General features: G+C 64.1%; 10 protein-coding genes. All 10 read left to right on the forward strand.

Annotated elements, in window-relative coordinates; translation table 11 throughout:
• The first annotated feature begins 4 nt into the window (after positions 1–4).
• The 10 genes from AACL56_RS32090 to AACL56_RS32135 all read left to right on the forward strand — a co-directional run bounded on the left by AACL56_RS32090 (position 5) and on the right by AACL56_RS32135 (position 14,806).
• A complete protein-coding gene (locus AACL56_RS32090) occupies positions 5–499 on the forward strand; it encodes a pentapeptide repeat-containing protein (protein ID WP_339094402.1) in 495 nt (164 codons plus the stop codon).
• Positions 500–585: 86 nt separating this feature from the next.
• Positions 586–5,424: an RHS repeat-associated core domain-containing protein gene (locus AACL56_RS32095; protein ID WP_425337103.1), complete on the forward strand. Its 4,839-nt coding sequence runs from the start codon at positions 586–588 to the stop codon at positions 5,422–5,424.
• A 34-nt stretch (positions 5,425–5,458) separates the two neighbouring features.
• Complete coding sequence (locus tag AACL56_RS32100; RefSeq protein ID WP_339094406.1) at positions 5,459–5,791, forward strand: hypothetical protein; 333 nt, start codon at positions 5,459–5,461, stop codon at positions 5,789–5,791.
• 191 nt (positions 5,792–5,982) lie between these two features.
• Entirely contained in the window at positions 5,983–10,713 is a 4,731-nt protein-coding gene (locus tag AACL56_RS32105) for an RHS repeat-associated core domain-containing protein (RefSeq protein ID WP_339094408.1), read from the forward strand.
• On the forward strand, positions 10,710–11,183 hold the full coding sequence (locus AACL56_RS32110; protein WP_339094410.1) for a hypothetical protein: 474 nt from the start codon (positions 10,710–10,712) through the stop codon (positions 11,181–11,183). The genes AACL56_RS32105 and AACL56_RS32110 overlap by 4 nt, the downstream gene beginning before the upstream one ends.
• A gap of 48 nt (positions 11,184–11,231) precedes the next feature.
• Positions 11,232–11,483: an SUKH-3 domain-containing protein gene (locus AACL56_RS32115; RefSeq protein ID WP_339094411.1), complete on the forward strand. Its 252-nt coding sequence runs from the start codon at positions 11,232–11,234 to the stop codon at positions 11,481–11,483.
• Between the two features lie 113 nt (positions 11,484–11,596).
• A complete protein-coding gene (locus AACL56_RS32120; RefSeq protein ID WP_339094413.1) occupies positions 11,597–12,118 on the forward strand; it encodes a hypothetical protein in 522 nt (173 codons plus the stop codon).
• 51 nt (positions 12,119–12,169) lie between these two features.
• Positions 12,170–12,700 carry a hypothetical protein gene (locus tag AACL56_RS32125; protein WP_339094415.1) on the forward strand — a complete coding sequence of 177 codons (531 nt, stop codon included), beginning with the start codon at positions 12,170–12,172 and terminating at the stop codon, positions 12,698–12,700.
• Between the two features lie 215 nt (positions 12,701–12,915).
• Positions 12,916–13,350: a DUF6896 domain-containing protein gene (locus AACL56_RS32130; RefSeq protein ID WP_339094417.1), complete on the forward strand. Its 435-nt coding sequence runs from the start codon at positions 12,916–12,918 to the stop codon at positions 13,348–13,350.
• A gap of 454 nt (positions 13,351–13,804) precedes the next feature.
• Positions 13,805–14,806: a sugar ABC transporter substrate-binding protein gene (locus AACL56_RS32135; protein ID WP_339094419.1), complete on the forward strand. Its 1,002-nt coding sequence runs from the start codon at positions 13,805–13,807 to the stop codon at positions 14,804–14,806.
• Positions 14,807–14,809: the final 3 nt, after the last annotated feature.

Genomic DNA, 14,809 nt, shown 5'->3' on the forward strand with positions numbered 1-14,809 from the left:
GCCGATGTCCTCGCAAGTCATCATCCTCGCGCACGACCTCTGGCGCAAAGGCGCGGGCGGCGCGCCGGCCGGGCTGGCAGGGCAGGCCGACAGCTTCGCCTACGCCGGCCTCGACCTCGGCCTGGCGCAGTTCGCGGGCTCGACCTTCAACGGCAGCAGCTTTGCCGCGGTCAGCTTCAGGCAGGCCGGCTGGAGCGCCTGCCGGTTCACGGGCTGCAGCTTCACGCAGTGCGACTTCGAAGCCATGGCCATCACCGGCTGCACCTTCGTCGACTGCACCTTCGCCCAGTCGAGCTTCGACCGCAGCCAGTTGAGCCACACAAGTTTTCGCCAGTGCCACTGGGACAGCCTGAGCTTCGCGCAGGGGCAGTGGTCGAGCGTGGACGTGCTCGACTGCAGCGGCACGGTCGTCACCGGCGAAGGGCTGCAGGGCCGTTGCGTGGATTTCACCGGGAGCACCTTCGAGCGGCTCGAGTTCCGCAACGCACAGATCAACTGAACCGACCGGACCGACAGGACGAGCCCCGTCGAACGGCGGACTGGATTTGCAGAGACCGCGCAGCAGCGCAAGAAAGAGCAACAAGAATGTCAGGGACGCAAGGACCGCCGCCACAGCCGGCACCGGCAGCGGAGGAGAGAGAGCCGCAGACGGCGGTGGCGCCGTTGAACACCATCGTGAAGGAGGACGTGGCCGCCGCGAGCAAGGCGGTGGACGACTGGCTGCGTGCGTTCTCGGGCGGCTACGTCACGCTGGAACGGCTGACGATGGTGCTGGGCAGCATCCCGATCGTCGGCAACATCATGGCGCTGGTGGATGTGTTCCTGGACATCATCAGCATCGTCGAGAAGAAGGCCAAGGACGGCATCGAGAGCTTCCTGCTGTGGGTGAGCCTGGGCATCAACCTGATCGGTCTGATCCCGCTGCCGCCGAGCATGGCGGCGGCGCGCATGAGCTTGCGGCCGACGCTGCACCTGGTGAAGCAGGAACTGAGGAACGCCGCCTCCAACCTCGGCGAGGCCGTCGTCACCATTCTCGTGGGCCACCTGAACGCCACCATCGCCGGCGAGCTCGAGAGCCTCATCGACGGCGCCATCGCGAAGCTCGGCGACATGCTGCAGAGCTGCGCCAAGCTGGCCGACGACGTGGTCGACAACCTGGTCGACGTGCTGCGGCGCGTGCTGGGCCAGAAGGACATGTTCGACACCGGCACGCCCGCCGCCGCCGAGACCCGCGTGCACGATCCCAAGACCCAGAGCACCTGGAGCCGGCTGTGGGGCAGCGCCGTGAAGTACACGAAGGAGTCGGCCAACTACGTGGCCAAGGCCGCGTCCAGCCGGCTGCCGCCCAGCCTGGCCGGCCGCGTCAACGAGGTCATCGAGAGCCTGCTGAACTTCAAGGTCTCGTTCCGTGCCACGCTCGGCCGTCTCGCGAGCCAGGAGGAGCAGGCCAGCATCCGGTGGCTGCTGGACAGGCTGAAGGCCGCGCTGCTGCGCAAGAAGGGCCAGCGCGGTGCCATCGTGCAGCCGAGCACCGGCGCGGTGGCCGACAAGGACAAGCCGGGCGCCCAGCTCGAGCACGTCAGCAAGCAGGCGCCCGCGCAGAACACGGCCGGCTGCAAGAACTGCCCGGCGCCCGCGCGCGTGGGCGGCTCCATCAGCCTGGCGACGGGCTGCGAGAGCTTCATGCACCTGGACTTCGTGCTGGCGGCGCCGCTGCCCATCGAATGGGCGCGCAGCTACAGCAGCCAGCTCGACGCGTACGACCGCGGCAGCCTCGGTGCGCGATGGATCGTGCCCTACAGCGCGCGCGTGGACATCGTCACGCCCGACAGGGGCGCACGCCAGGGCCAGCCGAGCCTGGTGTACCGCGCGGGCGACGGCCGCGAACATGCGTACCCTGTGCTCGAGGTGGGCCAGGCCTGGCGCGACGCCATCGAAGCCGTGACGCTCACCCGCCTGAGCGAGACCCTGCTGGCACTCGACTTCGGCAAGCCGCTGCCCGCGGGCGAGCAGGCCGAGTGGCGCGAGCTCTACGAGCGCGTCGAAGGCCGCCAGCACTACCGGCTCGTGGCCCAGCAGGCGAAGGACGGCAAGTCGATCGGGCTGCGCTACGACCACGTGATCGCCTCGACCGGCGAGCAGGTGCTGAGCGACGTGATCAGCAAGCAGGGCGAGGTGGTCATCGCGCACGTGGGCACGCTGCCCGATGCGCAGACGGGCCTGATCAAGTCGCTGTGGGAGCTGAAGGACGGGCAGGTCGTGCGCCAGCTCGCGGCGTACACGCACGACGGCGAACGCGACCTCGTGGCCGCGCAGGACGAGGACGGCGCGAGCTGGAGCTACAGCTACGCGCACCACCTCGTCACGCGCTACACCGACCGCACCGGTCGGGGCATGAACCTGCAGTACGACGGCACGGGCGCGGACGCGAAGGCGGTGCGCGAGTGGTCGGACGATGGCAGCTTCGCGCTCACGCTGGAGTGGGACAGGAACATCCGCCTGACCTACGTGACGGATGCGCTGGGCGGCGAGACCTGGCACTACTACGACATCCAGGGCTACACCTACCGGATCATCCATCCGGACAGGCTGCAGGAGTGGTTCTTCCGCGACGAGGCGAAGAACCTCACGCGCCACGTGCACACCGACGGCAGCACGGACGACTACAGCTACGACGCGGACGGCAACCTGCAGGTGCACACGCGCGCCGATGGCAGCCGCGTGCATTTCGAGTACGACCGGCTGAACCGCATGACGGGCCTGCGCGACGCGGAGGGCAACGTCTGGAAGCGCGACCACGACGCGCAGGGCAACGTCACCGAAGAGATCGACCCCCTGGGTCACAAGACCGAATATGTGTACGACAAGGCCGGACGGCCCGTGTCCATCACCGATGCCAGGGGCGGCACGAAGCTGCTCAGCTACACGCCCGCCGGCCAGCTCGCCAGCTACACCGACTGCTCGGGCAAGACCAGCCGTTGGGTCTACGACAGCCGCGGACGGTTGACCAAGACCATCGACGCCGCAGGGCAGACCACAAGCTACCGCTACACCCCCATGGGCGAAACCGCTTCGGGCGGCGAAGCCAATCACCCGGGCCGGCTCGAAGAGGTTTCGCTGCCCGACCAGACCCGCGAACACTTCGCGCACGACGCCGAAGGCCGCCTGCTCGCCCACACCGATGCGCTGGGCCGGCGCACCCGCTACAGCTACAACCGCGCCGGCCTCGTGGCCGGCCGCACCGACGCCGCAGGCCGCACGCTGGGCTACCACTGGGACCTGCTGGGCCGCCTGAGCGAACTGCGCAACGAGAACGGCAGCCACTACAACTTCCGTTACGACCCCGCGGGCCGGCTGCTGGAAGAAATCGGCTTCGACAGGCAGAGCCGGCAGTACCTCTACGACGAACACTCCGGTGCGTTGGCGCAGGTCGTGGAGGCCGGTGGGCATACCACGGCCCTTCGCTTCGATCCGATGGGGCGCCTCGTCGAACGCGATGCCGGCCAGGGGCAGGCGGAGCGCTTCGCCTTCGATCGCAACGGCCGGTTGATCGAAGCCGTCAACGGCGACGCCAGGCTGCAGTGGTTCTACGACGCCGCGGGCAACCTCACGCGCGAACACCAGCACCACCTGGCCCGTTCGCAAACGGCCGTGTGGCAGCACCGCCACGACGAGCTGAACCGGCGCATCGCCACCATTCGCCCCGACGGCCATGTGACCCAGTGGCTGACCTACGGCTCGGGCCATGTGCACGGACTGCTCGTCGACGGGCAGGACATCCTGGGCTTCGAGCGCGACGATCTCCATCGCGAGGTCGGCCGCACGCAGGGCAACGGCCTGGAGCAGCGCCTGCGCTACGACCCTGCCGGCAGGCTGCTGGAGCAGCACATCTCGCGCGCCAGGGACAGCTCGGCCGACGCGCTGAGCCTGCGCCGCAACTACGGCTACGACAAGGCGGGCCAGCTGACCGCCATCGGCGACACCCGTCGCGGCAACCTGAGCTACCGGTACGACCCTGTCGGTCGCCTGCTCGAAGCCAACAGCCGCCTGGGCCGCGAGACCTTCGCCTTCGATCCCGCGGGCAACATCGCCGACGCCCTGGACCACCACAGCCGCCCCGGCGTGCAGGCGGTCAACCGTTTGCTCGACAACCTGCTGAAGGAGTACGCGGGCACCACCTACCGCTACGACAAGCGCGGCAACATGACCGAGCGCGTCAGGAACGGGAAGAAGACAACGTTCGAGTGGGACGGCTTCAACCGCATGACCGCCGCCACCAGCGAGGAGGGCAGCACCCGCTTCAGCTACGACCCGCTGGGGCGGCGCATTGCCAAGCGTTCACGCGACAGCGTCACCCTGTTCGGATGGGACGGCGACACGCTCGCGTTCGAGAGCACGCAGAGCATCGCCGGCGACGGCGAGCGGCAAGGCCGCGGCTCGAGCGTTCACTACATCCACGAGCCCGGTTCGTTCGTGCCGCTGGTGCAGATCCGGCAGGCCAGGGCCGTGGCGCTGAGCGAGAGCACCGACGTGAAGGCGCTGATGGAAGCCAACGGCGGGCGCTACGACATCGAGCAGGACCCGCTGTGGAACGGCGAGCAGCTGCAAGCGCCGGAAGGCTTCGCGAAGGAGGAGATCGCCTTCTACCAGTGCGACCACCTCGGCACGCCGCAGGAACTGACCGACCACAGCGGCCGGGTGGCCTGGTCGGCGCAGTACAAGGCATGGGGCGAGGCGAAGGAGGTCATCAGCGAGGCTGGAAGGAAGGCCGGCTTCGCCAACCCGATCCGTTTCCAGGGCCAGTACCTGGACGACGAGACGGGGCTGCACTACAACCGGCATCGCTACTACGACCCGCAGGCCGGCCGCTTCGTCAGCAGCGACCCGCTGGGCCTGGGCGGCGGCATCAACACGCATGCCTACGTGCCCAATCCCGTGGCGTGGATCGACCCGCTGGGCCTCCAGGCCGCGCCGGCGTGCAGGAAGCCCAAGAGCGGGCGCTTTGCCACGGCGGACGGCGCGGCAAAGGCCGCGGTGATGCGCTACAACGACAAGTCCATCCGCGACAACGTGGAGTACGGCGGGCTGGTCTACAGGACGCCCGACGGCAAGTACGACTACACCAAGGCGACCCGCGGCGAGAAGGACACCGTCAATCCCTGGGACCCGGCCTCCCCGAGCATTCCCAAGTGCGCGCAGGAAGTGGCCTACTGGCACACGCACGGCGACCACTCCGACCAGAACGGAAACCGCACCACCCGCGCCAAGGACTACTACGCAAGCAACGACTTCTCTCCGGAAGACAAGGCAGCCGCCAGGACAGGAATGAAGCATGACGATCCCGACTACCGGGCCTATCTCGGCACGCCGAGCGACGGCTACAAGGGCTACAGCCCGCAGACCAACCAAACCTACAGGCTCTAGGAGCCTGATCACCGCCATTGCGCTGGGAATCTGTATGAACCTCAATGCCTCTGCCGCGCCGATCTTCGAGGTCGAGTCGCCGGACCAGCTGCTGCTGAACACGCCGGTGGTCGTTGCGCTGAACAACGCCTACAAGCTGTTCGCGGCGACCGGCCAGGACCTGAACAACTTCAACGTGCACATCGCCGAGCGCAAGAAGGAGAACGGCGAGGACGAGAACGGCGTCAACACCATCGGCATCGCGTTCTCGGCGAAGCTGCCGCCGGGCACGAAGGGCATCGGCAACGCCAGCAAGCTGGGACGGTCGGTGCTGTACATCGCCTCGATGACGACGGGCGAGATCCTCAGGGAGCAGGGGAGCCGCTAGCGCACGACGCCGGCATCCGTCGAGCGGGACCGAAGCCGTTCGTTCCGGGGTCGGCGCATCGGGCGATGAAGGACTGCGTGATCCGCGAGTGTTCGGTCCGCGATGCGTCCATGAACAGCCGGGGGTCCGGTCCTGAAAGCGACCGGCGCTTCAACCGGACAACACATCAGCGCGAGGGAGGAGAAGAAGAAATGGCAGGCAACGAGGGACAGGCCCAGGGCAAGCAGCCGGCGGAGCGCGAGCCGCAGGCGGCCGTGGCGCCGCTGAACACCATCGTGAAGGAAGACGTGGCCGCCGCGAGCAAGGCGGTGGACGACTGGCTGCGCGCGTTCTCGGGCGGCTACGTCACGCTGGAGCGGCTGACGATGGTGCTGGGCAGCATCCCGATCGTCGGCAACATCATGGCGCTGGTGGATGTGTTCCTGGACATCATCAACATCGTCGAGAAGAAGGCCAAGGACGGCATCGAGAGCTTCCTGCTGTGGGTGAGCCTGGGCATCAACCTGATCGGTCTGATCCCGCTGCCGCCGAGCATGGCGGCGGCGCGCATGAGTCTGCGGCCCACGCTGCACCTGGTGAAGCAGGAACTGAAGCACGCGGCGTCGAACCTCGGCGAGGCCATCGTCACCATTCTCGTGGGCCACCTGAACGCCACCATCATGGGCGAGCTCGACAAGTTCATCGAGGGCGCGATCGCGCAGCTCGACGGCATCCTGAAGCGCTGTGCCGACCTGGCCGACAACATCATCGACAACCTGGTCGACGTCCTTCGCCGTGTGCTGGGCCAGAAGGATCTGTTCGCGGTGGCGCGGCCAGTTGCGGCCGAAACGCGGGTGCACGACCCGAAGACGCAGAGCACCTGGAGCCGCATGTGGGGCGCGGCCGTGCGCTACAGCAAGCAGTCGGCCAACTACGTGGCCAAGGCCGCCGCCAGCCAGTTGCCTGCCGGCGTCGCGAGCAGGGTCAACGGCGTGATCTCGCAGATGCTGGATTTCAAGCGGCTGCTGCGCAGCCAGCTGTCGGCGCTGGCCAACAAGGAGTCGCAGGCCAGCATCATGTGGCTGTTGCACAAGCTGCGTGACGCGCTGCTGCGCAAGAAGGGCAAGCGCACGGTGACGGTGCCGCCGAAGGCTGGCGCCAGGGCCGAGGAGGTCAAGCCGCCGGGGCAGCTCGAGCGCATCTCCCGGCAGGCGCCGGCGCAGGGAACCGGCGGTTGCAAGAACTGCCCGGCGCCCGCGCGCAAGGGCGCGTCGATCAGCCTTTCCACCGGCAACGAGAGCTTCGTGCACACCGACTTCGCGCTCGACGCGCCGCTGCCCATCGAGTGGGCGCGCACGTACGCCAGCGATCTCGATGCCTTCGATGGCGGCAGCCTCGGGGCGCGCTGGATCACGCCCTTCAGCACGCGGGTGGACCTCGCGACGCCGTTGCGCGGCGCACGCCAGGGGCAGCCGAGCTTCGTCTACCACGCGGCCGACGGACGAAGCCACGCCTGTCCGTTGCTGGAACCGGGGCAGACGCACTTCGACGCCATCGAGGAGGTCGCGGTCACGCGCCTGAGCGAGACCCTGCTGGCGCTCGACTTCGGCAAGCCGCTGTCCGCGGGCGAGCAGGCCGAGTGGCGCGAGGTCTACGAGCGCGTCGAAGGCCGCCAGCACTACCGGCTCGTGGCCCAGCAGGCGAAGGACGGCAAGTCGATCGGGCTGCGCTACGACCACGTGATCGCCTCGACCGGCGAGCAGGTGCTGAGCGACGTGATCAGCAAGCAGGGCGATGTCGTCATCGCGCACGTGGGCACGCTGCCCGATGCGCAGACGGGCCTGATCAAGTCGCTGTGGGAGCTGAAGGACGGGCAGGTCGTGCGCCAGCTCGCGGCGTACACGCACGACGGCGAACGCGACCTCGTGGCCGCGCAGGACGAGGACGGCGCGAGCTGGAGCTACGCCTACGCGCACCACCTCGTCACGCGCTACACCGACCGCACCGGCCGTGGCATGAACCTGCAGTACGACGGCACGGGCGCGGATGCGAAGGCGGTGCGCGAGTGGTCGGACGATGGCAGCTTCGCGCTCACGCTGGAGTGGGACAGGAACATCCGCCTGACCTACGTGACGGATGCGCTGGGCGGCGAGACCTGGCACTACTACGACATCCAGGGCTACACCTACCGGATCATCCATCCGGACAGGCTGCAGGAGTGGTTCTTCCGCGACGAGGCGAAGAACCTCACGCGCCACGTGCACACCGACGGCAGCACGGACGACTACAGCTACGACGCGGACGGCAACCTGCAGGTGCACACGCGCGCCGATGGCAGCCGCGTGCATTTCGAGTACGACCGGCTGCACCGGCTCACCGGCATCCTCGACGGTGAAGGCGGCGCGTGGAAGCGGGATTACGACGCGCAAGGTCACCTCACGGAAGAAGTCGACCCGCTGGGCCACAAGACCGAATATGCCTACGACAAGGCCGGCCGCCCGGTGCGCATCACCGATGCCAAGGGCGGCGTGAAGATGCTTGCGTACTCGCCCTCGGGCCGGTTGCTCGGCTACACCGACTGTTCGGCGAAGACCAGCCGCTGGGAGTACGACGCGCGCGGCCGCCTCGTCAAGGCCATCGACGCCGCAGGCCACACCACCAGCTACCGCTACGCTGCCGGGCAGCTCGAACAGGTTGTCCAGCCCGACGAGACCGTCGAACACTTCGAGCACGATGCGGAAGGCCGCCTGCTCACGCACACCGACGCGCTCGGGCGCGCCACGCGCTACAGCTACACGCGTGCCGGCCTTGTGTCCGGGCGCACCGACGCCGCCGGACGCTCGCTCAGGTACCACTGGGACCTGCTGGGCCGTCTCGTCGAACTGCACAACGAGAACGGCAGCCGCTACGACTTCCGCTACGACCCGGTCGGCCGGCTGCTCGAGGAAACCGGCTTCGACCGCAAGACCACGCAATACGTCCACGAAGAGACCACCGGCATCCTTGCGGAAGTGGTCGAGGCGGGCCACCGCACCGAACTCGAATTCGATCCGCTGGGCCGCTTGAGCGAGCGCCGCGCCGGCGGGCAGTGGGAGCGGTTCGGCTATGACCGCAACGGACGGCTGATCGAGGCGGTCAACCCGGATGCGCGCCTGCAATGGTTCCATGACCCGGCCGGCAACCTGACGCGCGAGCACCACCACTACACGGCGCGCAAGCGCACCGCCGTCTGGCAGCACCGCTACGACGAACTCAACCAGCGCATCGCCACCGTGCGGCCCGATGGCCACACGACCCAATGGCTCACGTATGGCTCCGGGCATGTGCACGGGCTGATGCTCGACGGGCAGGACATTCTCGGCTTCGAGCGCGACGACCTGCATCGCGAAGTGGCGCGCGAACAGGGCAACGGCCTGAGCCAGCGGCTGGCGTACGACCCCGCGGGCCGGTTGCTGGCGCAGCAGATCTCGCGCACCCGGCCCGGCGCCGTCGAAGCTGCCGGGGCTTCCGCCGCGGCGGCGCACATCGCGCGCAGCTACAGCTACGACAAGGCCGGTCAGCTCGTGGCCATCGGCGACAGCCGGCGCGGCAACCTGAGCTACCGCTACGACCCGGTCGGCCGCCTGCTCGAAGCCAACAGCCGCATCGGGCGCGAGGTGTTCGCCTTCGACCCGGCGGGCAACATCGCCGACCCGGCGGCCGCGGACGACAAGGCCCGTGAACATGCGACCGGCGCAGTCAACAAGCTGCTGGACAACCTGCTGAAGAACTACGCCGGCACCAGCTACCGCTACGACGACCGCGGCAACATGACAGAGCGCGTGCGCAATGGCCGGCGCACTGTCTTCGCGTGGGACGGCTTCAACCGCATGACCGCGGCCACCGACCAGGAAGGCGTTGCCACCACTTTCAGCTACGACCCGCTCGGACGCCGCATCGCCAAGCGCACGGGCGAGGCCACGACCCTCTTCGGCTGGGACGGCGATGTGCTCGCGTTCGAGAGCACGCAGAGCCTGTCGGCGCTGGAAGAGGGGAGCGAGAACGGCTCGAGCGTGCACTACATCCACGAGGCTGGCTCTTTCGTGCCGCTCGTGCAGGCGCGCCGGGCGCGTGCCATCGCATTGAACGAGACGACCGATGCGAAGGCGCTGATGGCGGCCAACGGCGGGGTCTACGACATCGAGCAGGATCCGCTGTGGAACGGGCAAGGGCGCCGTGCGCCGAGCGCGTTCGACAGGAAGGAGCTGGCGTTCTATCAGTGCGATCACCTGGGCACGCCGCAGGAGCTGACGGACCATGAAGGCGGTGTGGCCTGGTCTGCGCAGTACAAGGCGTGGGGCGAGGCGCGGGAGGCGATCAGCGAGGCGGGAAGGCGGGCCGGGTTCAGGAATCCGATCCGGTTCCAGGGGCAGTATTTCGATGAGGAAACGGGGCTGCATTACAACCGATTCCGGTATTACGATCCGGTCGCTGGAAGGTTCATTTCCAAAGATTTGATCAAGTTACGTGGAGGCTTCAACCTTCATGGGTTCGCCCCCAACCCGGTTGCATGGATCGATCCACTGGGGCTTGCTCGGCAAAAGGGCATTACGCCGAACAACAAGGGCACTCGGACCACGATAGAGGGTGGAAAGCTCTCGGACCCCGTTGTCGGGTACAGCGGTGGAGCTGGAGGAAAGGGACCCCAGCACGCCGTGGTGAAGGAAATGTATGACGACATCCCGATCGATGCTCGATCTACTACGCATCCTTGGTGCGGTGAGCCTGATGCGCTCAGCGCTATAGCGCATGCCCACAATGTCTCAAGTGTCGAAGAACTTCGTGGAGTAGTGCAGGGAGGAACGTCCTCCACTCTTCGAAATGATGGAAAGCTGATGCCCTATTGCAAATCGTGCGAGATCGTCATGGGCCGGCTTGGCATATGCGATGGAGTGAAGAAATGAATGGTCCCTACAGCGAAGATGAGATCAGCGAACTCGATGCCATCGAAGAGGCGCTGATCGATAGGCAAATACCGTTCGGCCGGATGATGAAGATGTATGCCGAGTTCCTGTTGACTCGCATCCTGGATGGTCGGTTCGATGAGGTCGTTTCGTCCGAGTACCTGAGCTTCATTGCAAAGCATCTCCAGGCGGCAATCGCCAGTTTTGATGCCAGCAACAGCGATGAATTGCGCAGGTCCGGAAAGCGTGAACTCTGGGCGTTGTCCGATCGTTCTGAACAGGAAGCCCCTGGGCTGGCGGCATTGAGCCGATGCGCCGTTTGCTGTTTCCATGAGGACACACCATGGAACCCGGATGAGAACGAGAGCCCGACGCCGCTGCCGTTCTATCTCTTTCTGCTCAAGCGGGTTGCTCCCGGTATGGGGATGGATTTCTTGCATTACGCCAAGGTATATCTGCTTGCTGCCTGAGAAAATCTCTATTTTGGATTAAAGAGTTTCGACAGGCGTATATCAATTATGAGCTATCTATTTGATGAAAATCTGATTGCGGCCTTGAGGCTTTTCGGCTGCTATAGAGAACGTAAGGTTGAAATAAGTCAGATTTCCTCTGGCTGGAAAAAAGAAGGCTATAGGGTGTTTCCAGAAGCCTCGAAGTTCGTCAAATTCTTTGGCGGATTGACATTGACGCACCCCGCCTATGGCGGCGGTGCTTTTGATGACAGCCATTTTGATCCCTCCGTGGCAACTCGTCGTATAGATAGAAGTTGAATTGTGGAGGGCTACGAGCAGCTGGCGAACGAAAGCTTGCTACCTGTTGGACAGGGATATTCCGTGCACTTGGAGAAAATTTTCTTTGGCGGAAGCTTTGAGAGATTGTCTGAATGGCAATTGTCACCTCGCCTGCGTCTCGCTTAAATGAGGCAAAAATGAGTGAGCCATTCAGTGCATGCGAAGAAAAGAAGATTGAAGAACTCGAACGAGCGCTGATGGACAGGAAAATTCCTTATGCACGGATGGCGAGGGTGTACGCGAAGTTCTTGTTGGCTCTGATCTCGGGTGAAAATTTTGACAGGAAACTGACTCGGTCTTCCGAGTTGATTGCCGTGACTCGATCTCTTCAATCGGCAATCAAAGGCTTTGATGGTGGTGCCAGTGGCGATTTGCGTCAGCCATACAGAGTCGAACTGATAGGAATTTCTGGTCGAGTGGAAGAGAGCCAACCGGCGCTGGCCGCATTGATTCGGTGTGCGGTATGTTGCTTTTTCGTCGACGAGGAGTGGGATCCCGATCTGGAGGAGGATTCAACGCCAATTCCTCGCTATCTTTTTCTGTTGAAAAAATTCGATTCGAGCATGGAAATGGAGTTTTTGACCTACGCCAGCACATATCTGCTTTCGGCCTGATGAATCGATGTGGTTCTCGAGGATGGGTCAAAGGCGTGAAGGGTTGTTCAATTGGAAAATGAAAGTCAGTTGCTGAGGATAGATGTCAAAATAGCTTCACTGAATGGAAGAGGTTTTGCTCAATGCTGTTTCGTTTCTCAAGATCATGTAATTGGGGACTTTGAGCAACGCATGCTGCTTGGTAGCTTGGGGCTGGCAGTTGGTGATTTGGTGGATCGAATAAAAAAGATCCCGGACTTCGATTTTCGCTCGTCAAGAAGTATCGAAGAAGTTTTTGATGGAATGAGTGTGAGCTTTTTAAAGGCAGAGTTTGACTTTTTTGAAGCAAATAATTTTTCCGTCTGCCATGAATTGAAAACAGATCAGTTCTTCGCTTTGCCTTTGGCGATCGAGGCTTTCGACGGGGAAGAGGCCTATGTATTTAAATTCGAAAAACAATGGAGATTCGTTTGGCGTCAGTGGGAAACGAAGGAAGTCGTTCATTTTTCTATAGACAGGAATTTGCTTATCCAAGTCCTGGGAACGGCGTTAGAAGTGATTCGAAGTGAAGCTGGGAAAAATCCAGCGTCGGATGCTTGTTAGCACTTGGGCACCAGACGCACTACTCACTTTCGTAATTGCGCTTACGGTAAGAATCCGGTTGAATAGATCGATCCCTTCGTATTAACCCCTCGCGCAGAATCGGCAAGGAAGGCAGGCGTGCGGGAAGTGCCGGTCAACGTCAACACAGTAGCGCCGGAGGCGGCCGAAAAACTCAAGGATGACGCAGCAATGGCGCGTGCCGAAAGGATGAACAGATGCTAGCGCTGTCGCAACAGGACATCCTGCAGGCCGCAATCGAGGTCGACGTGCTCCAGCAAGAGCTTGTAAAAGCCTTCTTTGCGCAGAACCCCGGTGTAACGGAATTCGGCTCGCTGACCGACTTTCCCAAAGCAGGACAACTGCAACTCGGCGGGCAGACGTGGCGCTACAGGAAGCACGGCCTTGGATACAGCTTTCTGAGCGATCAAGGTTGCGTGATAGATGCCCACAACCATTTCAACCGCGGCTTGCGCTGGGTTGATGCCCATCGAGTGACCGAGTATTTGCTTTCCGTGCGAGCCGACCTTGGGCAAATGGACGAGTTGCACACACTGATCGAGGGCGGATTGGAAGCACTGGAAAAGCAGGGATTTCTGGCAAGGACGGCAAATTCTCCGACGGCTTGGGAGATCCGGTCTGAAGGTCGTTAGACCGCCCTGAGCGAAGGGTGAGAGTTTTCGGAACATTCCAATTTACGGATTGCTGCAAGAGAAATGTGAACGACCGAAATCAGTGAAATCTGGATCGTCGTCGGATCGACTGCAAGGATGGGAATGGAGTTTTTGAGCTACGCCAAGGCGCACCTGCTTGATGCCCAATGAATTGAGTGACTCTTGGGATGAATCCAGAGCCGAGAAGGGCTGGACGCCTGTCGGCAGTGAAATGAACACGAGGGCCAATCGCCCTCGTCGGTCACCGCTTCATCCAAGGAACCCGCCGTTCTCGCCCCCGGATTTCCTCTAACTAAATCATCTTGATTTAGTCGGGCCCCTGGCCGATAGTCGCCCTGCGCCCGGACGCCGCGGCTTTCGCTTTCAGCGAAGCCCGAGCGATCCGGTTCCACAAGACCGCAGGCGCATCGCCGCCCGCCCAAGGAGACAAACCATGTTCGGCACCCGTTCCATCCTGGCCATGGCGGCCATGTCCCTCGTCGCAGTGGCCGCATCCGCCGCCGACCAGCCGGTGATCGGTCTCGTGACCAAGACCGAGACCAACCCCTTCTTCGTGAAGATGAAAGAGGGCGCACAGGAAGAGGCCAAGAAGCAGGGCGCGAAGCTGCTGTCGGGCGCGGGCAAGGCCGACGGCGACAACGCGGGCCAGATCACCGCGATGGAAAACATGATCGCGGCCGGTGCCAAGACCATCTTGATCACGCCGAGCGACGCCAAGGCGATCGTGCCGGCCATCAAGAAGGCGCGCGACAAGGGCGTGATGGTGATCGCGCTCGACAGCCCGGCCGATCCGCCGGATGCGACCGATGCGCTGTTCGCCACCAACAACTACACGGCCGGCGTGCTGATCGGCGAATACGCCAAGGCGGCAATGGCGGGCAAGCCCGCGAAGATCGTCGCGCTCGACCTGCTGCCGGGCCATCCGGTGGGCGCTCAGCGCCACAACGGCTTCATGAAGGGCTTCGGGCTGGCGGCCAACGACGCCAAGTCGAACGAGCTGTCGAAGGCGCCCGAGATCGTCTGCATGGCCGACAGCTACGGCGACCAGGCCAAGGCACAGACGGTGATGGAAAACTGCCTGCAGAAGGCGCCCGACGTGAACCTGGTCTACACCATCAACGAACCGGCCGCGGCCGGTGCCTACAACGCGCTGAAGCGCGCGGGCAAGGAGAAGGGCGTGCTGATCGTCTCGGTGGACGGCGGCTGCCAGGGTATCAAGGACACCAACGCCGGCATCATCGCCGCCACCTCGCAGCAGTACCCGCTCAAGATGGCCGCCATGGGCGTGGCCGCGGGCGTGGAGTTCGCCAAGACCGGCAAGAAGGCCTCGGGCTACGTGGACACCGGCGTGACGCTGATCGCCGGCAAGAGCGTGGCGGGCGTGGACAGCAAGGACACCAAGACCGGCGCCGACCTGTGCTGGGGCAAGAAGTAAGCG

Origin of the sequence: Variovorax paradoxus, from assembly GCF_902712855.1 — a bacterium.
Classification (GTDB): domain Bacteria; phylum Pseudomonadota; class Gammaproteobacteria; order Burkholderiales; family Burkholderiaceae_C; genus Variovorax; species Variovorax paradoxus_Q.

What these genes read in the sequence shown, in the direction of transcription:
- AACL56_RS32090 (WP_339094402.1), top strand. Translation starts at nt 5, where the DNA reads ATGTCCTCGCAAGTCATCATCCTCGCGCACGACCTCTGGCGCAAAGGC.
- AACL56_RS32095 (WP_425337103.1), top strand. Translation starts at nt 586, where the DNA reads ATGTCAGGGACGCAAGGACCGCCGCCACAGCCGGCACCGGCAGCGGAG.
- AACL56_RS32100 (WP_339094406.1), top strand. Translation starts at nt 5,459, where the DNA reads ATGAACCTCAATGCCTCTGCCGCGCCGATCTTCGAGGTCGAGTCGCCG.
- AACL56_RS32105 (WP_339094408.1), top strand. Translation starts at nt 5,983, where the DNA reads ATGGCAGGCAACGAGGGACAGGCCCAGGGCAAGCAGCCGGCGGAGCGC.
- AACL56_RS32110 (WP_339094410.1), top strand. Translation starts at nt 10,710, where the DNA reads ATGAATGGTCCCTACAGCGAAGATGAGATCAGCGAACTCGATGCCATC.
- AACL56_RS32115 (WP_339094411.1), top strand. Translation starts at nt 11,232, where the DNA reads ATGAGCTATCTATTTGATGAAAATCTGATTGCGGCCTTGAGGCTTTTC.
- AACL56_RS32120 (WP_339094413.1), top strand. Translation starts at nt 11,597, where the DNA reads ATGGCAATTGTCACCTCGCCTGCGTCTCGCTTAAATGAGGCAAAAATG.
- AACL56_RS32130 (WP_339094417.1), top strand. Translation starts at nt 12,916, where the DNA reads ATGCTAGCGCTGTCGCAACAGGACATCCTGCAGGCCGCAATCGAGGTC.
- AACL56_RS32135 (WP_339094419.1), top strand. Translation starts at nt 13,805, where the DNA reads ATGTTCGGCACCCGTTCCATCCTGGCCATGGCGGCCATGTCCCTCGTC.